This is a genomic window from Paraburkholderia dipogonis, assembly GCF_042680985.1.
GTDB classification, from domain to species: domain Bacteria; phylum Pseudomonadota; class Gammaproteobacteria; order Burkholderiales; family Burkholderiaceae; genus Paraburkholderia; species Paraburkholderia phytofirmans.
On sequence record NZ_JBHUFR010000011.1, the window covers coordinates 1 to 23,407 of the forward strand.

17 protein-coding genes are annotated in these 23,407 nt (G+C 57.2%); 10 read left to right on the top strand and 7 right to left on the bottom strand.

Annotated features, from left to right (window positions below; all coding sequences use genetic code 11):
• From ACFSNN_RS15495 to ACFSNN_RS15520, 6 genes are all read left to right on the top strand, one after another.
• The coding region (locus ACFSNN_RS15495) for a sugar phosphate nucleotidyltransferase (protein ID WP_377779180.1) at window positions 1-482 on the top strand (482 nt) is incomplete at its 5' end.
• A 487-nt stretch (window positions 483-969) separates the two neighbouring features.
• Window positions 970-2,460 carry an MATE family efflux transporter gene (locus ACFSNN_RS15500; RefSeq protein ID WP_134456968.1) on the top strand — a complete coding sequence of 497 codons (1,491 nt, stop codon included), beginning with the start codon at window positions 970-972 and terminating at the stop codon, window positions 2,458-2,460.
• A 10-nt stretch (window positions 2,461-2,470) separates the two neighbouring features.
• Entirely contained in the window at window positions 2,471-3,472 is a 1,002-nt protein-coding gene (locus ACFSNN_RS15505) for a glycosyltransferase family 2 protein (protein WP_134456967.1), read from the top strand.
• 158 nt (window positions 3,473-3,630) lie between these two features.
• Window positions 3,631-4,119, top strand: coding sequence for an acyltransferase (locus ACFSNN_RS15510; RefSeq protein ID WP_377690203.1), 489 nt, complete (start codon window positions 3,631-3,633; stop codon window positions 4,117-4,119).
• Window positions 4,116-5,270: an NAD-dependent epimerase/dehydratase family protein gene (locus ACFSNN_RS15515; protein ID WP_134458988.1), complete on the top strand. Its 1,155-nt coding sequence runs from the start codon at window positions 4,116-4,118 to the stop codon at window positions 5,268-5,270. Before ACFSNN_RS15510 ends, ACFSNN_RS15515 begins: the two co-directional genes overlap by 4 nt.
• Window positions 5,254-6,252 (top strand): glycosyltransferase family 2 protein, encoded by a 999-nt coding sequence (locus ACFSNN_RS15520; protein WP_244322776.1) that lies wholly within the window; start codon window positions 5,254-5,256, stop codon window positions 6,250-6,252. The genes ACFSNN_RS15515 and ACFSNN_RS15520 overlap by 17 nt, the downstream gene beginning before the upstream one ends.
• Here the strand turns inward: ACFSNN_RS15520 and ACFSNN_RS15525 are convergent.
• The 3 genes from ACFSNN_RS15525 to ACFSNN_RS15535 all read right to left on the bottom strand — a co-directional run bounded on the left by ACFSNN_RS15525 (window position 6,215) and on the right by ACFSNN_RS15535 (window position 11,477).
• On the bottom strand, window positions 6,215-7,561 hold the full coding sequence (locus ACFSNN_RS15525; protein ID WP_134456965.1) for an O-antigen ligase family protein: 1,347 nt from the start codon (window positions 7,559-7,561) through the stop codon (window positions 6,215-6,217). The genes ACFSNN_RS15520 and ACFSNN_RS15525 overlap by 38 nt on opposite strands.
• A gap of 319 nt (window positions 7,562-7,880) precedes the next feature.
• Window positions 7,881-9,026, bottom strand: a complete 1,146-nt coding sequence (vioA, locus tag ACFSNN_RS15530; RefSeq protein WP_134456964.1) for a dTDP-4-amino-4,6-dideoxy-D-glucose aminotransferase VioA — start codon at window positions 9,024-9,026, stop codon at window positions 7,881-7,883.
• Window positions 9,027-9,101: 75 nt separating this feature from the next.
• Complete coding sequence (locus ACFSNN_RS15535) at window positions 9,102-11,477, bottom strand: polysaccharide biosynthesis tyrosine autokinase (protein WP_408901747.1); 2,376 nt, start codon at window positions 11,475-11,477, stop codon at window positions 9,102-9,104.
• A 925-nt stretch (window positions 11,478-12,402) separates the two neighbouring features.
• Here ACFSNN_RS15535 and ACFSNN_RS15545 point away from each other — a divergent pair.
• Genes ACFSNN_RS15545 through ACFSNN_RS15555 form a run of 3 tightly spaced genes read left to right on the top strand, consistent with a single transcriptional unit; the run spans window position 12,403 to window position 14,773 of the window.
• Window positions 12,403-13,506, top strand: coding sequence for a glycosyltransferase family 9 protein (locus tag ACFSNN_RS15545; RefSeq protein ID WP_244322775.1), 1,104 nt, complete (start codon window positions 12,403-12,405; stop codon window positions 13,504-13,506).
• A 5-nt stretch (window positions 13,507-13,511) separates the two neighbouring features.
• Window positions 13,512-14,573, top strand: coding sequence for a D-glycero-beta-D-manno-heptose-7-phosphate kinase (gene rfaE1 / locus ACFSNN_RS15550; RefSeq protein WP_134456962.1), 1,062 nt, complete (start codon window positions 13,512-13,514; stop codon window positions 14,571-14,573).
• 41 nt (window positions 14,574-14,614) lie between these two features.
• Window positions 14,615-14,773 carry a hypothetical protein gene (locus tag ACFSNN_RS15555; protein ID WP_166799251.1) on the top strand — a complete coding sequence of 53 codons (159 nt, stop codon included), beginning with the start codon at window positions 14,615-14,617 and terminating at the stop codon, window positions 14,771-14,773.
• 686 nt (window positions 14,774-15,459) lie between these two features.
• On the opposite strand, the gene ACFSNN_RS15560 is transcribed toward ACFSNN_RS15555, so the two are convergent.
• Window positions 15,460-16,296, bottom strand: coding sequence for a hypothetical protein (locus ACFSNN_RS15560; RefSeq protein ID WP_134456961.1), 837 nt, complete (start codon window positions 16,294-16,296; stop codon window positions 15,460-15,462).
• A gap of 456 nt (window positions 16,297-16,752) precedes the next feature.
• Here ACFSNN_RS15560 and ACFSNN_RS15565 point away from each other — a divergent pair, with 456 nt between their 5' ends.
• Entirely contained in the window at window positions 16,753-17,169 is a 417-nt protein-coding gene (locus ACFSNN_RS15565; protein WP_166799250.1) for a helix-turn-helix domain-containing protein, read from the top strand.
• A 2,407-nt stretch (window positions 17,170-19,576) separates the two neighbouring features.
• Here the strand turns inward: ACFSNN_RS15565 and ACFSNN_RS15570 are convergent.
• The 3 genes from ACFSNN_RS15570 to ACFSNN_RS15580 form a co-directional block, all read right to left on the bottom strand.
• Window positions 19,577-20,734 (bottom strand): acyltransferase family protein, encoded by a 1,158-nt coding sequence (locus ACFSNN_RS15570; RefSeq protein WP_134456960.1) that lies wholly within the window; start codon window positions 20,732-20,734, stop codon window positions 19,577-19,579.
• Window positions 20,735-21,041: 307 nt separating this feature from the next.
• Window positions 21,042-22,082 carry a hypothetical protein gene (locus ACFSNN_RS15575; RefSeq protein WP_134456959.1) on the bottom strand — a complete coding sequence of 347 codons (1,041 nt, stop codon included), beginning with the start codon at window positions 22,080-22,082 and terminating at the stop codon, window positions 21,042-21,044.
• A 100-nt stretch (window positions 22,083-22,182) separates the two neighbouring features.
• A complete protein-coding gene (locus ACFSNN_RS15580; RefSeq protein WP_134456958.1) occupies window positions 22,183-23,316 on the bottom strand; it encodes an AGE family epimerase/isomerase in 1,134 nt (377 codons plus the stop codon).
• Window positions 23,317-23,407 lie beyond the last annotated feature (91 nt).

The window sequence follows — 23,407 nt, forward strand, 5'->3', positions numbered from 1 at the left end:
ACGTGCACGATCCTGAGCGCTATGGCGTGGTCGAATTCGACAGGCAGTTCCGCGCGCTGTCGATCGAAGAGAAGCCGGCCAGGCCGCGTTCGAACTACGCGGTCACGGGTCTGTATTTCTACGACCGGCAGGTCTGCGACATTGCCGCGGACATCAAGCCGTCGTCGCGCGGCGAACTCGAAATCACCGACGTCAACTCATGCTATCTACGGCGCGAAGCGCTCGAAGTCGAAATCATGGGGCGTGGTTACGCGTGGCTCGATACGGGCACGCACGATTCGCTGATCGAGGCGGCTACGTTTATCGAAACGCTGCAGAAGCGTCAAGGTTTGGTGGTGGCGTGCCCGGAGGAGATCGCATTCCGCCGACATTGGATCGACGAGGAGCAACTACTCCAACTCGCCAAACCGCTCGCCAAGAATGCATATGGTCAGTATTTACTTAATCTTCCGAAGGATCAGGTTGCATGGCCAAGCCGTTGATCCCGTCGTGTCCGAGTGAACTGCAGCCGCTCGCGACTTCCATGCGGTAACCGATACGCAACCTGCTGAACGTGCGCCGCCGCACATTTAAATTGAGGCTGGACAGGTACGCTTCAGGCGTAGACCGCAGTGATGCGCATCGTCAGGTGACTTGCGCGAAATGTTTACTTGCGGATCTGTTCACGCAGCCGAAGGGTGTTTGCCGATCGTCGCGATACGCCCGCAGACCGCATCAAATACTTTGGTAGTACACCAAGTTTCACAAGTAGTGATTTTTCCCTATCTTCGATACGCGTTGCGCTCAGCGTGAATTGTCATTCCGGCTTCGACCGGCCGGAATGGGGGTGGCATCTTTCGGTCGCCTGGCGGATCAAACGCTCGCCCTGAGACGCGTTCGCATTGAGTTGATATTAACGATGTCAAATTCAGAATTCGCGGCGACTCTGGCGGTACCTTCAGCCCTTACCTAATTTACTGGCAGACCGCGATGTTGAGACGAACCCTGCTCGCAAATTTCGTTGGACAGATGGTGACCGCGTTGCTCGGCATCGTCATGGTCCCGATATACGTGCATCATCTCGGGGTGGAAGCTTATGGGCTGATTGCCATCAACGCGGTGGTTCTCGCATGGGTGCTCGTTCTCGACTTCGGGCTTTCGCCCACGTTATGCCGCGAGCTCGGCAGCCTGCGGGCCGGCACCGGTTCGAAAGCTGAGGTGGGACTGCTGCTGGAATCACTGGAAAAGCTGATTCTCGGCACCAGCGCCGTCTTGTTCGTCTTGTCGATCGTCATCGCGCCTTATTTCGCCGAACGATGGTTGAATGCGTCCACGCTGCCGCCGAGCGTGATTCGCACGGCATTTGTGCTGATGATGCTGACTGCCATCGCACGGTGGCTCGGTGCTCTGTACCGCGGGGGCGTGGTCGGCATCGATCGACAAGTTGCACTCAACGGAATTGTCATCACCTTCGCCGTAATACGCACGGTGCTCGTTGTACCGATCATTATGATCTGGCCGCGTATCGAGTTCTTCTTTGTTTGGCAACTTCTGGCAATTGTCGTAGAAGCAATCGCGATGCGCGTGCTGCTCGGCCGTACGATCGACATACCGTTTGTGTCCACGCGTTTCTCATGGAAGGTACTCTCGTCGCGTGCAAAGCTGTCGCTTTCGATTGCATTGGCGACGGTGATCTGGGCGTGTACCACGCAGATCGACAAGATCGCGCTCTCGAAAATTTTGCCGCTGGCGGATTTCGCGGTGTTCAGCTTGGCCACCCTATTGGCGAGCGGAATCCTGTTGCTGGCAAATCCGATTCAACAGGCATTCATTCCACGGCTGACCACGGAAACGTTCGGCGGCGGGGAAAAAATTCGCGAGATGTATGCGCTGGCCACCGAACTGACGTCATTGGCGGTGATCCCGGTCGCGGCAGTGTTCATCTGTGCGCCCGAGGCCGTGCTTCGATTCTGGTCCGCAAACGCACCGTTGAGTCCCGACGCACTGCGAACGATGCAATGCTATGCAGCTGGTAACGCATTCTCCGCGATCGCTTCTCTGGCGTTTATTGTGCAGTACGCGAAAGGAGATTTGTCTCTCCATCTAAAAGGCAATATCGGCTTTCTCACGCTCTATGCGCCTGCGGTCCTATTTGGCGGAATTCATCTCGGAGCAGTGGGCGCGGCTTATGCATGGGCGGCAATGAACTTTCTGCTCCTGTTTGGTTGGGTCGCGATCGTTCATCGAAAGTTTATCCCCGGTATCAACTCGAGTTGGTATTGGGGCCTCGCTGCGCGTATCGCCGCGCTCACACCCGTCGGACTGTTGCTGAGTCTTGCGGACCTGACCAGCTGTTCACGCATTGGTCTGTTCTTTGTTTTATCTGGAGCGTGGCTCGCTATGGCTGCATTGACCATCGCGGTCTCGCCGATCATACAACGAAAGGCTCGCCACCTGGCCGGGCGGCTGGTCTTCAACTGAGACAAACAGCATGGATAATAACCTTCACGCTCCGGTCCACGAGCAAGCCGTGCCCGTCTTGTCGGTCATCGTGCTTTGTTACCGGCAAGACGAGTATGTCGGTGCGTGCCTCCAAAGCGTACTTGATCAGAAGCTCGACGTGCCATTCGAGGTGATCGTGGGTGACGATAATTCGCCCGACAGTTCTCTCGACGTTATCGAGTCGTTTCGCTCGCGCTATCCGGATTTGATCAAGGTCATTTCGCATGACACCAACGTCGGCTGCGCAGCGAACTTCGCCGATACCGTTGCGATGGCAAAAGGCGAATTCATTGCGAACATCGACGGCGACGATGTCATGCTTCCAGGCAAGCTGCAGCGCCAACTCGACTTCTTAAGAACGCACCCTGAATGTGGTCTGGTCGTCCATAGAATGCGCACGGTGGATCAGGACACGTTGGAGCCCGTGCTGTATCCGTTGCCCCAAAGAAAACCAGCAACGTTCGACGCTGAATACCTCATCAAGAACGGACCGTACTTTTTTCATAGCTCGGAAATGTATCGGGCCCACTTGCGTCATCGCGGCCCCGTTGACGTAGGTCTGAAAGCAGTCTCTGATCTGGCTCACCTGCTGCAGGTGGTGTTTGGATCGCAAGGCTGCTACCTGGAGGAAGAGTTGGGCCTCTACCGCGTCAATCGGACCGGTATGACCTCCATGCGAATCAAGAATCCCGAGCGTCACAGGGAGAGCATGAATGACATGATCCAGACCTGCCAGATCGCAGCCGACCTCGGCGTGGCGAGCGACGCGGTCAACCGCGGGCGTGCACGGTTCTATCTGACCTCGGCCATCTTCTATCTGGAGCACGGACGCGACGACGGCTTTGAGGATTGCATTGAATCGAGCTGGCGTGCGGCAAGAATCGGCATGAAACAGCTGGTTCTGTACGCGATGCGTCGCTGGCCACGCGTGCTGCGCACGGTCTATAGGCGGCTCAAGCAGATGGCCAGACGACAACGGATCAACGCATGAGTGCCGCCATACAGGAGAACGAACGGCCCGCCACGACGAGAGGGAGGCTGCTCGCTGTGTGTAACCGGGCGTTATTAGCATGGTATCGGCTAAAGACGCGTGTCTGGTACGCACATGTATTCCAGTCGGTCGGCGCGAAAACAACGATCTTTCGTCCCATGCTGCTTGTCAACGTACACCATGCGTCGATTGGCGAGCGTGTATTGATCCGGCCCGGCGCGCGCATCGAACTTGTAGTGACGGACCCGGCTGCGCCGCCGCGGCTCACGATTGGAAGCCGCGTCAATATCGAGCAGAACGTGCACATCGTATGCGGCTCTTCAATCGAGATCGGCGACGGCGCGACCATCACCGGGAACGTTGCCATCGTCGATATCGAGCATCCCTATGAAGACGTCAACGATGCCACCCGTATTGGCGAGCGTATTCGCACGCGAGGCAATTATGTGCGGATCGGGCAGGGCGCATTCATTGGCTTTGGCGCGGTCATCTTGCCCAATGTGAAGATCGGTCGTCACGTCGTGGTGGGCGCCCATTCGGTGGTGACCCGCGACGTTCCCGACTATTGCGTGGTCGCAGGCAATCCGGCGCAAATCATGAAGCGCTACAACTTCGAAACGAAATGTTGGGAAAGGGAGAAACGATGAAAGTCCTGATTACAGGTGGCGCCGGCTTTATCGGCTCGAGTCTGGCGCGCAAGCTCTGCGCCGACAATGCGGAAGTAACGGTACTCGATAACCTTTCCCCCCAGATTCATGGGGATAATCCCAGTGTTACGTCTGCGATTTTCGCATCGTTGCCGGAAAGCGTGCACTTCGTGAAAGGGTCGGTGACCGACCGCGCGGTTCTCGAACGTGTCATGCAGGGGCAGGACGCGATCGTTCATCTCGCGGCCGAGACGGGTACGGGCCAATCGATGTACGAGGTCGATCGCTATGTCGACGTGAACGTGCACGGCACGGCGCTAATCCTCGACATACTGGTGAAGAACAGCAGCAATTCCGTACGCAACGTGGTCGTCGCTTCGTCGCGTGCGATTTACGGCGAAGGAAAGTATCGTTCTTCGGCCTCCGGCATTTTGTATCCTGGCCCGCGCAAGGAAAAGGATATGCTCGAAGGCCAGTTCGAGCACCTCTGCCCGATAAGCGGCGAACCAATGGAATGCGTGCCGACCGACGAGGAGTCGAAAATCCATCCGACGTCGCTTTATGGCATTACCAAGCAAACTCAGGAACAGATGGTGATGACGACTTGCCGTTCGATCGGCATTGCTGCTTCGGCATTGCGTTACCAGAATGTCTACGGCCCGGGTCAATCGCTCTCCAATCCTTACACCGGCATTCTCTCGATCTTTTCGACACGCATAAAAAACGGCAACCCGATCAATATTTTCGAGGACGGTCTGGAAAGCCGCGACTTCGTCTATATCGACGACGTGGTCGATGCGACCTATGCAGCGCTCACGAATGCCAGTGCGGCAGACAACGTTTTCGGCATCGGCTCGGGCGTGCGCACTTCGGTCATGGACGTTGCGAGGACACTGTGCGAGGTGTACGCCAGCGATGTCAGCATCGCCGTGACAGGCGCATTCCGTCTGGGCGATGTCCGCCATGTCTACGCCGATTTGACCAAGGCGAGGGACATGCTCGGCTTCGAGCCCAGAGTGTCGTTCAGCGAGGGTATCACTCGCTTTGCCCATTGGGTCGACCAGCAGCAGGTGATGGCCGATACCTACGAGAAGAGCATTGCCGAGATGCGGGAGAAGGGTCTTTATAAAGGCTGTGAACGCGCGGCCTGATACAGGAAGAGACCGTCACGCCACGACGGAGGCACGCAATAGCAGCCTCCGCAACTCATTTGAAGGAAGCGATATGTCAACGAGATATGGTTCGCCGCTGATCGGGATTGTCACCGTACTGTATCGCTCGGATTCCGTACTTCCCGATTTCTTCAAGAGTCTCGCTGCCCAGCGCGATGCGAATTTCAAGCTTTACGTGATCGACAACAGCGAAAATGATACGGGGACCGCGATGTCCCGCGAACTCGCGACTCTCAATGGCATCCACGCTGACGTCGTGTTCAATAATGACAATGTCGGCGTTGCTCGCGGCAACAATCAGGGTATCGAAATGGCGCTCGCGGACGGATGCGAATACGTTCTGCTGGCCAACAACGACACCGACTTTCCGGGTTCCGACGTGATCGCAGGACTGGTACGGCACACGGAGGAAGCAGGCGCTTTGGCCGCCGTACCCAAGATCACCTATCACGGCACCAATCGCATTTGGTGTGCGGGGGGAAGGTTCTCGCCGCTGACGGCCACCACACCGCACGTGGGCGACCGGAAAGAAGATCGCGGGCAGTTCGACGAAGAAATGTTTACGGAGTACGCGCCGACGTGCTTTATGTTGCTGCACAAAAGCATCTTCCAGAAGATCGGGATGATGGACGAAAAGTACTTCGTCTATTACGACGACAGCGACTTCGTCTGGCGCATGAAAAGTGCGGATATCGGCCTGCTGTACGTTCCGACCTCGAGTGTCGGTCACAAGGTGGCAGTGTCTACCGGCGGCAATGAAAGCCCGTTTAGTCTGTTCTATACGGCGCGCAATCGCGTTTATTTCAGCCGCAAGCATCTTGCGCCCGCACATCGCGCAATTGCCATTGCTTATGCGATCCTGACGTTGACAGTCAAGTGCGTTAAGTTTTCGCCGGCGGCCAGGTCGAGCGTGTTCAAAGGGCTCAGAGCCGGCTTCGCGTTGTCAGTCGCCGATCATTGACTGAGCGACCGCCCGGCAGCGCGCCGCTACTCCTGCGTGCCGCCAATTTGTCGGCGCGTACCCGGGCATAAGCGATGGCGACGAAAGTCCACGGCGCGAGATAGGAAAACTCCGGCACCGATATCATCATCATTACCCACGTCGTAACGCAACACTGGCGTAATGCCGTCCCCTCAGTCGACCAGTCGAGCTTGAACGCCGGATACAGGATCAGCACGCTTACGAGAGCGAGTCCCACAACGCCCGCGTTGACCAACAGGGTAGAGAAAAGATCGGTCGATCGTATATAACCGAAGCCGACCCCGAACAACTGGTTGGCAAGCGATCCGCTCGCCCACATGCCCACTGAATCGTGGAAGAGGTCCGATCTTTCAGCGCCGGATACGTTGGTGCCGTCCAGCTTGTCCACGACCATTTGTTGAAAGAGATCGCCAATGTAGTCGCTTGCCAGATAGGCCACCACGAATAGCACCAACGCACCGGCTAGAAACTTGATCGGATGAAAGCGGATCTTTCTCAGTCGGATAAGGAAATAAACGACATAGCCGATAAAAGCCGTCGACGAAGTACTCATGACGAGCGACGCACCGATGATCCACACCGGCAGGCGCCTCTTCGACATCGCATTGAAGTAAACCCAGAACGGGAACATCGACATCGCATACATCGACGGTTCACCGGTAAGGCTCTTTAGCCGTTGTACCGTGAGGCCGGCGATGTCGATCCGCTGGATGGAGGTTCCAGTCGCGGCACCTTCCGGTTTGGTAACGCCGTTATTCGCAAAGTCCGCGCCGTAGCCCCGGTTGGAAATAAAGTCCCCAGGCCGGCCCATCACGATGAAGTAGATCACTTCATAGATGCCGTACGCGGCAAAAATCGCCGCCGAGGCTAGCAGCCACTGTTGCCACGATGGCTTGTAGAAAATATAGACGTATGACGCATAGAGCACCACGGCAGCAAGATAGATTGTCTGTGTGAATAGGCTCTTTCTCAGGACGAAGGTCGACACATCGTTATTGTCGATGAGCACCACTTTCGTCAGGTCAGGTTCGTAGGTGAGTGCGGAGTCAGCGAGCTGGGATGCGAGGAAGAAAAACGTCCATACCAGCGCCGCGACAATCAGGAGGTTAACATATCGGCTGCGTGAAGTGCCGGCGCATGCCAACGCCACCGGCAATGAAAGAAAACACATCAGGTAGCCGAGCGTCGTCCCCTGGACGGAGGGCATGATCAGTACCGACGTCACGGGCATGGCGAATGCCCAGATGAAATAGTACAGGTCGGCGTGCGAGGAAATGCTCTGTTTCATGGAATTCCAGAGGTGGCTTGCAAACCGGTTTCAGCAAGCGTGAATGAATTCGAGCCGCTGGCGAATATCTTTCGTCAGCGCTCGGATCCCAGTTTTCGCTCGCCCGTTCGGTAGTCGGCCGCCGCTATTTCAGATATGTGTGAGGACATGCCGATTACGCGTTCTTGCGTCGATCAAGCTGGCCCGAAGGGCGACAAGAGTCATTCTTGATGAAGTTCACGTCGTCGTAGAGGACGGACTTGTCGACTGCCGGCGCCGGGTTGCACATATCCACTATACGGAATCAGGTAGGGCTGCATGATCGTGAGCTTTATTACCTTCAGGCATCCGAGATGATCCCGACGATTCGATCGAGCATATCGTCGGTCAGTGCCGGGAAGAGCGGCAGGCACAGTATCTGTTGCGAAGCGGCTCGCGCGACCGGGAGGTTTTCGGGGCGCGCCGAAGGCAGGTTGCGATAGATCGGAAAGTCCGAGATCAGCGGATAGAAATAGCGGCGCGCGTAAATGTCGTGGTCGCGGAACTTCTGATACATCGCGTCGCGGCTGATTGGATGGTCCGGGCCGACGAGAATCGGAAAGTAAGAGTGATTCGCCACCTTCTCGCCGGCTTTCGGCACGCAGGTGATGCCGCGCACGTCACGCAGTCGTTCGCGGTAGATCCCGTCGATACGCGCGCGCCGTGCCAACGCATCATCGATGTGCTGCAGCTGAAGCAAACCGAATGCCGCGTTGATCTCGCTCATCTTGCCGTTGATGCCAGACGCCACCACGGTCACCTCATCGACGAAACCGAAATTCTTTAGATGGTCGATGCGCTCTTTTGTCCTGGCGTCCTGGCAGATGATCGCACCGCCTTCGAACGTGTTGAAGACCTTGGTTGCGTGGAAGCTGAGAACGGCGAGGTCGCCGTGTTCGAGCACGCTTCCGGTATTGGTCTGAACGCCGAACGCATGTGCCGCGTCGTAGATCACCTTCAGGTTGTAGTTGTCGGCGATCTTCTGGATGGCGTCGACATCGCACGGCTTGCCGTAGCAGTGCACCGGCATGATCGCGGTGGTCTGCGGCGTGATGGCCGCTTCGATCTTTGCGGGATCGAGATTCAGCGTGTGCGGATCGACATCGACGAATACTGGCTTGATGCCGTTCCAGAGCAGCGAATGCGCGGTTGCAACGAATGAATAGGGCGTCGTGATCACCTCGCCGGTCACGCGCAGCGCCTGCAATGCGGTGAGCAGCGCTACTGTGCCATTAGTGAACAGCGCAAGGTGCTTGACGCCGAGATATTTGCACAGCGCCGCTTCGAACTGCTGATGAAATGGACCTCCATTGGTCAGCACCTTGGTGTCCCAGATCTGCTGGAGATAGGGAATGAATTCTTCGAGCGGCGGGAGATGCGGCTGGGTAACGTAGATACGCTCGTCGATCGGCGACTCGATAGCGCGAAGCAGCGTAACAGCGTTCATTTGTTTTCCCCTGTTTGGGACAGGTGTTTCAGGGAGCAAGCTGCGCGAACGCACTTGCCGTAGAGCTCTGTATCGTCACGCTTCACTAGTCTCGTCGAGCGTGCGCGTGTACTGCGCGGCCTGCTCATAGCTTCTCCAGTTGCTGGCCCGCTTGGGTATCGCGTTGAAGACCGACCCCAGAAGTCGTCCTCCAGCGCGCCGTAGCTTTTTGACTGTTTCGGAGATCTCGTCTTCGCTTTGCATGCCAGAGCGAAGCACGAGGACGGTCGCGCCCGCATGGGGCGCCATGATCGCGGCGTCGGTCACCACCAGGAACGGCGGGGTGTCGACTAACACGAGATCGAACTGTTCGCTTAACTGATCGACCACCTGCTTGAAGTCGTGCATCATCAGCAGCTCCGACGGGTTGGCCGGATAAGCGCCGCACGACATAAACGAGAGGCCGCGAACGCCTACTGACCGGACGGCGTCGGTGCTGCGGAGCTTGCCTTGGAGAACTTCGGACAGGCCGCCGCGATTGGATTGCTTGAAGAAAGAGGCAAGGTTGCCGCGGCGCATGTCGGCGTCGATGAGCAGGATGCGCAAACCTACTTCGGTGAGAAGTATGGAAAGGTTCGCTGCCACAAAGCTCTTGCCGGTGGACGGACTCGGACCCGTCAGCATCACAATGTTGTTCTTCTTGTTCAGACGATCGCGGCACACCTGCGTGCGTACTTCGCGAAGCGCCTCGACTGACGGCTCGTGAGGCAGCCGGCTGGCGAGAATGCGCGCAGCTGCTTCCCGTGCCATGCCGGCGGCGAAAGCGGGCCTCGCGCGCGCTGCATCGAGCGGGTCCAACGTTAGCGCATTAGGATCGGGCAGACCCGGTGGGCTGCCCTCACGCCCGGATAGCGATCCGGGCGAGGCTTGCACCGAAGTTTCATTCTCAAGCTGAGCCTGCTGCCGGCTGAACAGCACTTCGCCGAGGACGGGCACGTCCAGACGCCGTTCGACAAAGAGCGGGTCGGTGACGCCGGTTGTCGCGTAGCGTCGCAGCACGATAAAGAATGCGCCGATGAAGAAGCCCAGGCCGCAGCCCGCGACGATCACCAGTGGGCGGTTCGGCTTGATTGGTCGATACGGCTCCATCGCCGCATCGAGAATGTGGGCGCCACCCGTCGCGCTTGCGCGGCGCACGGATAGCTCGGCGGATTTGGTGACCATACCGAGATAGATGGTTTCAGCCACCTTCACATCGCGGGTCAACTCGGCGTTGCGCCGTTCAGAGGTCGGCATGCTGGTGAAGCGCGCGTCGAAAGCACGCCTTGCCTCGGCCAGTTGCGCAAGTTGCGTGTCGATCGTCTTGAGCTGGGCGCTGTTCGGCGTGAAGATCGACGCCGCTTGGGTGCGCTGCAATTGCAGATCTGCCGTGCGCTTCTGGAGCTCGATGCTGCCCTGCAGATACGATTGCGCCTCGGTAGTCGGGCGCATTGTCTCCGTCGACGATTGATATTCGCTCAATGCCTGTTCGGCATGCTTGAGGTCTTTGTCTAGCTGCGGTAACTTGCTGTCGATGAAACTGAGTGTCTTCTCATCGTTGGACTGGCGGCTGGCAACGGAAGTAGCGATGTATTGCTGAGCCACCGCATCGGCGACGTCCGGGGTCAGCAACCGGTCTTTCGACGCGAAGGAAATCTGCACGATTCCCGTGTCTTTGGTCACCTCGACAATCTTCAGCTGACGGCGCAATCTGTCGATTGCATCCATCATATTGCGGTGGGTGATCGTGAACTGAGTGCCAGGTCTGGCGACGAGATCCTTCACCGTGATCGACAGACCATCCGGCGCGGTCGCGGGCTTGCCCGTCTCGCCACGCAGCAGGATATCTCCGTTGGGCGCGCGAAGTTCGTACTGTCCTTTGTCGAGAGCGGTCAGTTCGAGCGGCTTCTCCTCGAGCTCCGTAGGCACGTTGAGCGAAGGGATCTGGAGCTTCTCGCCACCCCAGGCGAACGAACCTAATCCGAACCACGGTTTCGAAGGATGGCCGGGAAAGGCGAATTGCTCCGCGAAACGTCCGAGCATAGGAAACGTGTGCGGTACGACTTCGACATCGAATTGAAATCGACGAATCACCGGTTCCAGCACGGAACGGCTCTGCATGACGGAGATCTCCGCGGCAGTCGCTTGCATGCCCGGTGGTTGCTGCGCTGTGCCGTCCTGGCGGGAAATGCCTAGCGCATTCTGGTCGGGCGGAGCAGGCGGGTCGACGCGTACGACGACGTCTGCGGAGTAGGTCGGTGTCGCGAGGAAGGCGTACGCGGTTGCAAGCGTCGTCGCTATGGCGATGAATGCCAGCAGTGTCCAGATATGGTCTCGCAACAGATGAAGCATGTCGCGCAACGAAAAGTTGCCATCTTCGTTGCCTGCGCGAGACGATCCGGAATTGAGAATATGCGTGTTCAAAGGCGCCATCTCCAAGATTCGGGGGTAACTAGCTTCTAGATGGAGCGACGAGCTTCGCCGCGTCGATCACGGGGCAACGGCCCCAGGACTCCCTTGAGGCCGAAATTGACACATGGGTAGACTCTGGTTCGACGAATCGCCCGGCTCGGAATGGATGTCGTTACCTGGTCCGCCACTCGTTGATTCGTCGCAGCCGCGTCCATTGACGCCGCGTTGGGCAAGTGTGATATGAATACCTCTTTTACCGCTTCCCAGTCTGTGGCTTAGCGCACGTTGGACCGACCTGGTTCAGCCAAGGCGCGTGGGTACTGGGTGGGCGAGCATAGATATTTATTTCACCCGTTTTGGTGTGGCAGGATTGACGGCAGGGCTCCGTCATATTTGCCGACTGTGCAAAAAACGCCGAATATTCGACCGGGCGCCGCTCGCCACTCGGCGGGATACTGGAGAAGGTGCTCCCCCGCCGAATCGGTCGTTGGAAGGTCTGACGAATACATCCGGCCTAAGCTTTCTACGATTATCAAAGGGCCGGTGAAATGCGCTCGCGGAAACCGCCCACCTCTATCGTCCGTGTTGACAACATAAGCAGTACCTTGCATATCAAGATATTTTGTCCCATCTAGTCTCACTTGAACAAAACCTTACGCGCGGACACCTGAACGTTCGGCTCCGCACAGACGCCTGCGGTTGCGATATGGATGATGTCTGCTGCATCATCGACCATTCAACGGTACAGCAGTAACGTCGGGCAGCCTGGATGACCATCCGGCGCGGGTCCGCAGCGTTCACACCGTCTGCGTATCAACGACTCCGACAGTTGGCGTCTGCTCGTGATCATCAGCTTCACTCCGGAAGGCAAGAGGCGGCGCCCGGCGTTCGCCGACAGCTATCGGGAATCGAAGGATTCTTGGGTTGAAGTGCTACTGGACCTGAAATGAAAAATGAGCGCGGACAAAATCTTCTGAAGCGCATCGACCTTATTGTCGGTGGCGCTTTCTTATACATATTAGGAGCGTTTCGCAAGAAACGACGCCTGCCGACTGAGTGCGCGGCGATAGGAATTTTTGCTTTTGCTGCAATCGGCGACTCGATTTTGTCGTCGATAATTATCTCTGAGGTGAGGAAAGTAAAGAAGTTTTCCAGAGTAGTAATATTTGCATCGCGAAGCAATGCGCGCATCTATGATCTGTTCGATGGCTTTGACGAGATCGTAATCGTCCCGCTGACCAGGCCGCTCGATGCACTCAGGGAAATAAGGAAATACGACGTCGATGTCTTGATCGACACTTCGCAGTGGCCGCGGATTTCGGCAGTATTAGCGGCGCTTTCCCGGGCGAAGTTCACAATCGGCTTTAGCACCAGACATCAATTTCGCCATTACGCCTACGACGTCAGCGTCGACCATGGCGACGGCCTTCATGAGCTGGATAATTTCAGAAAGCTGTTGCGCCCGCTGGGGATTGAGTCGACGGAATATCCGCGGATAACTAAAGACATTCGGCCCTCCGGTTTGCCTTTCGCTATTGACGATAAATATATCGTTTTTCATCCATGGGCATCCGGAACAAATTTCACCATGCGCGAATGGCCGATGGCGCACTGGCGCAGCCTTGCGCGCATATTGATCGAGAAAGGGTACGCCATCGTCATTACCGGTGGTCCAGAAGACGCCAGACGGGCAGACCAATTAGTTCAGCTGATCGACAGTCAGAAGGTCGTGAGCGTGGCAGCAAAGGTGAGCTTAACTGAGGTGGTCGGAATAGTGAGGCAGGCAGAATGCATAATCTGCGTCAATACCGGGATCATGCATTTGTCCGCCATGCTGGATACGCCAATGATCAGTCTGCATGGTCCTACGAATCCGTTTCGCTGGGGGCCTGTCAACAAAGAGCTTGGGGTCATTGCTGTGTCGCGGCGGGAAGGCGGAATGTTTCTGAATCTCGGGTTTGAATATCCTAGGAATCCAAAGTACGTGATGGAAAAAATCAGCGTCGCCTCTGTGGCCGACGTTTTGGGTGAAGTTTATTCGATCATTTAGCCACCATGACAAGAAACCCACCGGCAAAGCTTTCGCTTCCTGATTTCGACCGTGCTCAATTGTTGATCGTCGGTGACGTCATGCTTGATTGGTATTGGCACGGCTTGACCTCTCGAATCTCGCCGGAGGCTCCGGTTCCCGTGGTCCATGTGCAAACTGAAGAGACGCGTGTGGGTGGGGCAGGAAATGTCGCGCTTAACGCAGCGGCGCTTGGGGCCCATGTTCGTCTTCTCGGCTTGGCTGGGCAGGACGCGCACGCCGATCGGATGGAACAGTTGCTGCACGAAGGCGGTGTCGAGTGCTTTCTTCAACGTGTCGGGGGTAGCAAGACGATAACGAAGCTTCGCATTATTTCTCACCATCAGCAGATGATCAGGGCGGACTTTGAGGACCATTTCCCCGAACTGAATGGCGACGAGTTGATGTTCACCTTTGAGCACCAGTTACGCGAAGTTGAGGCGGTCGTCTTGTCCGATTACGCCAAGGGGGCGCTGCGAGATTCGATAAAGCTAATCTCCGCTGCTCGCCGTGCAGGCAAACCCGTGATCGTCGATCCGAAAGGCAGAGATTTCGAGCGTTATCGTGGCGCCACTGTCATTACGCCCAACCTTTCCGAGTTCGAGGCTGTCGTTGGGCGTTGCGAGAGTGAAACAGATATTGAACGGAAGGGTGTCGCCCTTAGAGACGCACTTGAACTGGATGCGGTACTCGTCACTCGCAGCGAGAAGGGCATGACGTTGATTGCTCGCGGCCACGCCCCGTTGCATTTACCGACGCGCGCGCGTGAGGTGTTCGATGTGACAGGTGCGGGGGACACGGTCGTTGCGACGCTAAGTGCCGCGCTCGGTGCCGGAATTCCGCTCGACGAAGCAGTAGCGCTGTCCAATGTCGCGGCGGGGATTGTCGTGGCTAAATTGGGTACCGCAACGGTTGGCCGGCCCGAGCTTCAGCAGGCAATACACCAAGATCCGCATTCGGCGCGTCGAGGAAACATGTTGGCGCGAGTTTCGCTGCTACCCTGGCGAGCGAAACGCCGCGCCGATAAGCCGAGTAGTGTGAGCAACTGAAGCAGCGATTATGTGTACGGCACGTTGAATACCTGTACGCTGTGGATACCTTCGAGCAGCTTGCGGTACGTGTTTCTCACATCGAAGAAGGCATGGCAAAATTGCCGATTGAACTGGCTATGCATTCCACCGCTGATTCTTTGCCTCTTTATTTGAGTGCGTATATCGCGATCGCGGTCATTGGAATAGCGGAACCTTAGAGCATTCCAACCCGCATCTACGATGTAGCGGTCCGCGCGGATGCATCAGGGTGCGAGTTGCCGCTGACCTTGCACACCCCATACTTATGGGAATTCTGTGCTTCCGCACGCGTGAAGTTTTGCCGCCCACCGAGTCACACTGGGCGTGCGCGCTGTCTGTCGTGCTCGACCGGGCCGCCGGGCCCGATGCTGAAAACACGTCGACGGGTTGATCGGCCGTATCCTACAGACCGGCTGGACCTAATGGACCTACTGGCGATCTTCGACCACCATGATCGTCGCATCGGCCAGGGGGGAGAGCCTCGCGTGTGCGAAATATACCGGTTCCTTGCGCAGAATCTCAATAGATCCGGTGCGACTCGCGAACCTCGCACTCCAGCGCTTTCAGACCTTCCTGATCCGCGACGTTGCAGTCGCCACGCAAGCGCCCATTTCATTCGTTCCTTCATACACAGTCACGGAGAGTCTCGCTGAAACGACCGATCCTGACAGCAACGATACCATCACACCCGGTTGCGATTGATTTCCGCCACCGTGCTTGTGGACCATCTCACTGCCAGATCACCGAGTTCCGGCGACTACGTCAGAGACTTCACCTCGATGTTCTCCGCAGCTCCACTTTCTCAAGATCTGGAGCTTGCGGAAAACCCAGGGCGCCAATCTGGCCCGCCCTGGGAGGCAGGCTGTCAAGGCGTGGGATTCGACGCAACCGCAGTCGTCATCGCGGTCGCACGACCAGCGTTGCCTACGCCGGGCGAGTTATACAAGCCCATATAGAAGCCATTCATATTCTGGAAATTGTAGAGCTCGTACCAGTCAACGCCAATGATGTTGTAGGTCTTTGCACTGCTGGCGTACTCGGCAATGTTCGACGCAACGTACGAGTTGTAGGTAGAACCCGACACACTGGTTTGCACACCGATCTCCGACAGCAGGATCGGGAGATTGAACAGCGACTTGATGACCGCCAGAGTGTTGACACCGCCGGCGTTCTGGATGTCTCCAAAGTCGTAGTACCAGTGATAGTTGGTGATATCCCACGTCGCGGTGGGATGCCCGGTCGTACCATCCGGCGATTCACCCTTCCACAGGCCCTCGAGCATTCCGTAGTGCAGCCAACCTACGCTCGGGCTGGCAATGAGAGTCTGCTTTGTCGTATCCACGGCACGGAAACCCGCGTAGAAACCACGCACAGCGCCGCGGAATGCAGCCCACTGACTGTTTGACGTTGCCCATTCAGTGACGTCCTGACCGCCGTACTTGGGCCCCTGTTTGAAGTACATGTTCTCCGGTTCGTTCATCAACTCGATCACCGCAACCTTGCCGGCAAGTTGACCGGCCACGGTTTGACCATAGGCGTAGAACTGGTTGTACGCGGTAGTTTCGTCGGTGGTCGTCGGGAAGACGTTAAAGACCGGCTGGATTTTGACAGGTGCGAACGAACTCACGAGAGTTGCCATTTTTGCCGTGTCCGCAGTGCTGTAGCAGTCCTGGCGGATCGACGTGACGCCCATCGCCTTCATGTCAGCGACCTGTTGCGGAATGTTCGACGAGTAGACACCCCCTTGAACATAATGCCCATTGACACCGTAGAACGGGACCGAGGTAGACGTCGTAGGCGTAGAGGTCGACGAACCGCTCGATGAACTGCCCGACGAACCTGTCGTCGGCTTTGTCGTTGACTTGCCGCCACCGTGTTGACGGTTTGCGACTGCAGCGGCGTCTGTCGCGTCAGAGGATGATCCACCACCGCAAGCCGTCAGGGTAGCACTGGCTGACACAAGTAGCATTGTGAGCGTCAAAAATCGAATTCTCAAAACGGAGCTCCAAGTAGATGAAATTAAAATGATTGGATCGCAGCAATCCATAAACGAATAGCACTGCTTACTATGTGTAAGCGACTATCATCGCGACATGTGCGGACGGCCTAAAAATCCGAGATGCAACACCCGTCTCGTATAAGGTGTGGCGATGTACGAATGCACTCAGAGCGCCAGCAACTGCAACCTGAGGAGCGCCTGACCATCGCAAGCCAACACCTGCAGGGTTTGAGCATCCGGACCATGAGCCGGATGTTCGAGCGCTTGCCGGCGGCCATAAGCCGCGAACTCGCGCCGATCAACTTGCCTGATGGCGACGCATGCTTCCCCGCCGGGCGCTCAATGCGACCCGACGCATCAGGTTTCTCACGAAACTATCTTCACGCCGAAGGGAATCCCTCGGGGGCAATGCAGGCACGACGGCCTGGCGAATCGTGCCGTCGCGGTTGCTCGCCGACGCCACGGCTACGGCATGCGCATGCCGCGCACGCGGGGCGCAGACCGGCGCGGCCGGTATTCATATACGGCATCCCGACACCGAAGACGGGGGTTGCCGCAGGGTCGCGGGGAAGGTGACCTTATCAAAGGCACGGGCAACCGATCCCCGGCGGAATCCAGGTCGAACGGATGCACACCTTCGCACTACTAAAGAAGATGAAAAATGCCGCCGCCGCTTAAATTCTGGCTGGCGTCCGGCCAAACTCAATTCGATTTCCCAACTGTTGCGACAAAGCTTCACCTGCAATTAGGGAAGGAATGTCGCGGCGTCGGGAACAGGCGGCTGTAACCAGTGTGGCAGGTCTACTTCTGCGATTCTCACGGCGCTGGTTGTCCGGCACCTTCAAGAAACCCCGGTCAGCCGCTCGACATGTACCAGCCTGGAGGCATTTATTTGCCGATGGTCAAAACAAGATCGACGCTGCCGCCACTAACAGTGGCCTCGCGTGAATCACGCCTTGCACTCTCCAGCCAAAGTCTTTGCTGTGATACTTGCCGCAGCAGACCGATCTCACTGCTCCAAACGCTAAATCCGCTGCTAACCTCACTTTAAAAGTGCCATATACACCCGTCGGCTCGACGGCGGTCGAGCCAACTCCCTCGTGTTGCTAGCTGGGGTTCGATCCCCAAAAAACTGGTTGACCCGTGGACTTTCCTCGCTTGATTCGGTCGCAGCGATAGACATGACGCGTCGAAATCGACGCGTGTCGATCGCCCATCCGTCTCACATGGCGTCGGGAAAAACTCCTGCCTCAACGCAGCAACTAGCGGTGTAACTGTTACAGGGCCACCGGCACCCGATCGCACACCCGGTATTAGTTACAGAAATTTCTGGGCAGACGAATTATAAACGTTTCATTCGTGTAACGTGGCCAGCTCGGGGGAGATAAGTGACAATTACGAAAAATTTCAATAAAATTTGACCGAAGCTTTTTGAAATTCGACGGTATGGGAAAGCTCCGCCTCGTCACCGCTATGAAAACGTAAATCTTTGATTCGTCTGCAGATTAATGAAGAGATCGTCACCTAATGTAGCCATGAATCTTTTACATTAATACTACAAATTGACTATCGGAGACTATCCGTCTCTTCGATCGATTGATACCGGTAATTAGAATGAAAATCTGTAAATAGTGTCGCATCCCAATTGTCAAATATTCAACTCGTTTCTGAGAAATCACGGAGTTGAAAATCGGTAACAGCGGGTCCGTAGTCGTGGCGTCGACGCCTTGAGAGCGGGCGCATTTTATTTCGCATTACGAGCTATAACGATGTGCCCAGAGGAGTCGGCAAGCGATGCAGCAAATACCACTTACGCACCACTGGTCGCATGGTGATCAGCCCCAGAGTGGGCCGATTCGGGGGCGCGGCAAGCCACGCAATTCGCAGTTCGATAGACAGCGTCAAGATCAACGCCACGACGGCGCGCAGATGGGACAGCTAGCCGATATGCCGCCGCCTCGGCGAGACAGGGCATGCATCGGCAAATGCCGCCGTTAGCATCAATAGAGTGCCTGGAATGACTACGCCGACCAGCAACGCGCTTGTGTACTGGGACTCGTAAGGCTGCCCCAAGCGCAGGGACATCCCTGCTGACGATCCCCGCAGTCGCAGTTTCCCGAAACAGCGCGGAGACGGACATTGTCAAAAGCGGCACGAGTGACGTCATGTCACCATGTTCGTTGCTGTGGCGTGTTTTGTTGATACGGAGAAGAGGCGTGTCCGATCTCACCGGCGCCGAGAACGCCGCCGATACAGTCGTTGCTGGAAGAGTCGAGGCCATCGCCAAGGAGTAGTCCGCTGTCGCGGAGGCAATACGTGCCGCCTCCGTTGCAACACGTAGTGCAATCAAGGCGAAGACACCAACTTTTATCGGTTACGAGCGTTGCTGGAAGGCGCGTCTCAGGATGTCCGCGATCGTCTTCTGAGAATGAAAACGGCGGAATGCGTTGAGGGTTGCGCATGCCTCCGCTTACTGCGGAATACGCGCACCTTGCGGCCGAAAACCACGACGCTGCGGTTGCCGGCGACGCGCAGATTGACGTCGCCGAGTAGGCTCAAGGGCGCTAGACGCCATGTTCGATAGCGTGGGCGGCCGGCATGTCAAACGCAGGTGCTAATCAACTGATAAGCGGGATGACACTTGGATACGACTATTGTAGTTTTGAGGAGAGTCGAGGATCCAGTGAAGCAATCCCAAGTTTAATCACATTGTACGGATACCTATGAATTATGATCAACGTGTCGCATTGGCGAGGGATCATGCACGTCATGCTGCGGAATTGCTGGCACAAGTGATGGATTTAGTTGACGCCGCTAGTCTGAAGGAGGCGAACAATAAGCATCTTGAACTGTGCATAGACGCTCAGGCATCCAGCCGGCGATCCGTCAGGCAAGGGAGTTGAAGTGGACGCCACGACGGCAAGAAGTTAGCGGCAGAACGTGGAGACCGTCGCCGCAGTTGACTTGTACGTGCGCTATGGCCTCAGTTCGAATCGCCCGATGCAACCAGCGCTGCGCGCCCATGCGCTGTTGCGTCGCGACGCGACGTCAGCGCATGCGCCAGTCGGATGCCCGGTGCCTCGACGAGTTTATAGCTCGCCCAGGACAGGACGATCGCCGGAGGCACGGTCGCCACCATATACAAACCGAGCGGGCCTCCCACCAGGCCATAGTGACGGCAGAGCCAGACGATGACGTAAAGCGGCACGCCGTGCAGCAGGTATATCGAGTAGCTGATTTCGCCGAGCCACGCAAACACGCGCAGATGGACTTTCAGTAAGGTGGAGAACAACGCAAACGCGGCAATGCCAAGAAGATAGCCAAATGCCACTGACATATGCGCGACGTCATTGTGGCGCCAATCGTTTGCGGCCATGAGCAGCGCTATCACAGCAATCAGCGCAGTTACCCCGACGAGCGCCACGCGATACGTGATTGAAACTTGCGAACGCGCGCCGCGCGCCCAACGGAACGTCACGCGCTCCGTTGGTGTGTCATATGCCTGCCGGAAGCACGCACCCCAGAACATGATCGCAAGGTGATACAACATCCCCTTGTACTGCCCGAGCGCGTCGGACGGAATCAGCTTGAGTGCAGAAGTTATTACGAAGACGAGACACAGCCCGACGCTGACGAGACACAAATCGCGCATGCGATGCAGCGCTCCAAGCCAGAAGAGGATGAGACACAGCCCGTAGAAATACAGTTCAGTTTCCAGGGTCCAGTATTGCCCCATCACCGGGAGCTTGCCGAAAGCAGACGGAATCATCGTGACGTTCGCGATCAGGCTGGACAGGTTCATCTGCGTGCCGTACAGCGTCCAGTACGCAAGATAACCTATCGGCAGCGACAGCCAGAACGCCGGGTAGAGCCGCAAGAAGCGCCGGATCAGAAAGCGGCGCGATCCGTCGCGCGGTGTGCCGCGCAAACTGGTTGGAATCAGCATTCCGCTGACGCCGAAGAAGATCACGACACCGACACGGCCAAAGTCGGCCCAACGCTGCAGCGCGTAGAGCGCGAACTGCGAGCCGGCGATCGGCGCGAACATTTCGGCGTAGTGCGTCCACATCACGAGCAGCACCGCCATCGCGCGCATTGCGTCGATATGGTCGAGACGACCTCGGTTAATTGGGCTGGTCATGGTGGAAAACCAAATATATGACTTGCGATATATGAAGCAGCATCGCGTACCGAAGCAGCGATGCCGCGCATGGCGGGCCGTTCGGACAAGAATAGGCGGACGCTCGCAGGAGAGTGCCGGCACCAAGCGTCTTTCGGGAGACTAGGCGAATCTGGAGGCGTCATCGGTGCGGCAACGCACTGAACTCGCGGATAGCGCGAACATTACGCTCTACCGATCAGCGATCAAGGCTAGTACGAGATCTTCAGAAAGCTGCGTGACGATTTCCAACGGCGAATGAGTCTTGCGGCGCCGTGAAATCGGTTGGTCAAGGAGCGGGATTCGCTGCAACGGCGCTGGCCATGGCGGATGCCCGCCCGGTATTGACTACGCCTGGCGAACTGTACAAGCCCATATAAAAGCCGTCGATTTTCTGAAAATTGTAAAGCTCGTACCAGTCAACGCCGATGATGTCGTAAGTCTTGGCCTTGCGTGCATATTTGGCAAAGCTCGACGCAACATACGAGTTATAGACGGAGCCTGACACGTTCTTTTGCACGCCGATCTCGGTCAACATGATCGGGAGGTTGAAGGCCGACTTGATCGCCGCCAGCGTGTTGACGCCTCCCGCGTCCTCGATGTCTCCAAAGTCGTGGTACCAGTGATAGTTGGTGATATCCCAGGTCGCCCTTGGATGGCCGGACGAACCATCCGGTGCTTCGCCGTTCCACAGGCCCTTCAGCATGCCGTAGTGCAGCCAACCCACGCTTGGGCTGGTAACGAGGGTTTGCATGGTCGTATCCACAGCACGGAAGCCCGCGTAGAAACCTCGCACAGCACCGCGAAATGCGGCCCACTGACTGTTTGAAGCCGACCAGTCGGTGACGTTTTGACCGCTGTATCTGGGGCCCTTGGTGAAGTACATGTTCTCCGGTTCGTTCATCAGCTCGATCACCGCCACCTTGCCGGCAAGTTGACCGGCGACAGTCCGACCGTACGCGTAGAACTGATTGTAGGCGGTGGTTTCGTCGGTAGTCGCGGGGAAGACATTGAAGACCGGCTGGATTTTGACAGGCGCAAACGAACTCACCAGGCTGGCCATCTTCGCCGTATCCGCGATGCTATAGCAGTCCTGGCGGATCGACGTGATGCCCATGGCCCGCATGTCGGCAACTTGTTGTGCGATGTTCGTCGCGTAGACGCCCCCTTGGACATAATGCCCGTTGACCCCGTAGAAGGGGACGCGCACAGTCGTGTTGACCGGTGGCCGCTTCGGATCATCATGGTTGCGGGTGCTCTCGAAGTGCGCAGTCACGGTAGCGCCGACTGTCACCAGAAAGACGATCAGCACCATAAGTCGAAGTTTCAAAACTTAGCTCCAAACAGGTAGCGATGGTGGAGTCGTCGCGTGGGGAATTCAGGCCCGCGAACCGGAAGATTGCGCGGGCCTTGCCGTTCGGAGTCTGCAATTAGGCCGCGGCAATGCTGCGATCGGCGTGAGCCTCAACTGGCAGTGCCGCGTAAGCGGTGGCGAGATGATAGGGCGTAGTCGACGGCATGTCGGCGCGCGACACGTCGCCCGCGGCGGTCTTGCATTCGAACCAACCGTGCCCATGCAGAAACCGCTGGCGGAATCGTTCGATCTGCCTAGGCAGCACGTCTCGCGCTGCGTCATCGTCGCGGGTGGCGAGTGCGCGCAGATATTCGCTTTGCGCCCAGACCCGCTGCGTGGCGTCCTTCATCCGGCCGGCTTCGTCGAGCGACGCGCACACGCCGCCCGTCACGGGATCCACGCCATGTTGCTGCGCAAATTCAAACGCGCGCGTGAGCGCGTCGGCGAGTCCCGATCCGTCCAGTAGCTCGCCTGCTTGCCTGATCAGCCAGAACCATTCGAACTGATGGCCGGGCTCCAGACGGTTGTCGTCGATTCCCAACGGCAGTTCCGCGATGCAACCGGTCGGCGCATGCACGAACGTACATTCGATGGCGTCTGCCAACTTGCGCAACGCGGAATCGAATGCACTGTCATGGGTTACGTCGCGTGCGGCGAGCCAGGCTTCGGTGAGATGCATTAGCGGGTTTTGCAGCGGCGTGCCGGTCACCGTCGAAAAATTCGCGTCGAGCGCGGCGTTGAACAATCGGTGTTGCGCGGCGAAACGCGTTTCGATCAACGCCGAGGTGCTGTGGACGAGGTCGAGTGCGTCGCGATTGTCGAACCTTGCGGCATATTCAGCGCACGCGAAGACCAGGAACGCGTGCGTATAGAGATCCTTCGTCGTATCGAGTGGCGTACCTTGTGCATCGACGCTGTAGAACCAGCCGCCGCGCTGTTTGTCCTGGAAGTAGTGCAACAGGGATTCGAACAGCACGTGAGCATGAGCTGCTTCGCCGGCTTGCGAGAAGACGAACAACTGCCGCGCGCACGCCATCGCGCGATAGCGTTCGACCGGCATCGGAAGGTGGCCCACGTCAGCGCAAACGGCTTCGTAGGGCAGATTCATTGCGCTATTGAAGCCCGGCCCGCGCCAGACCGGCAGGACGACGCAAGCGAAGTGATCTCGTAGCGTGGCGGAAAGGGCGATCGTGGAGGCGGACGAGTTCATGCTGCGGATCTCCTTCGGTATAGCCGTAAAAAGCTTGTCGCATTGCACCTGAATTGCGCATTTGTAGATTCGCGCATACGAGCTTGCGCCA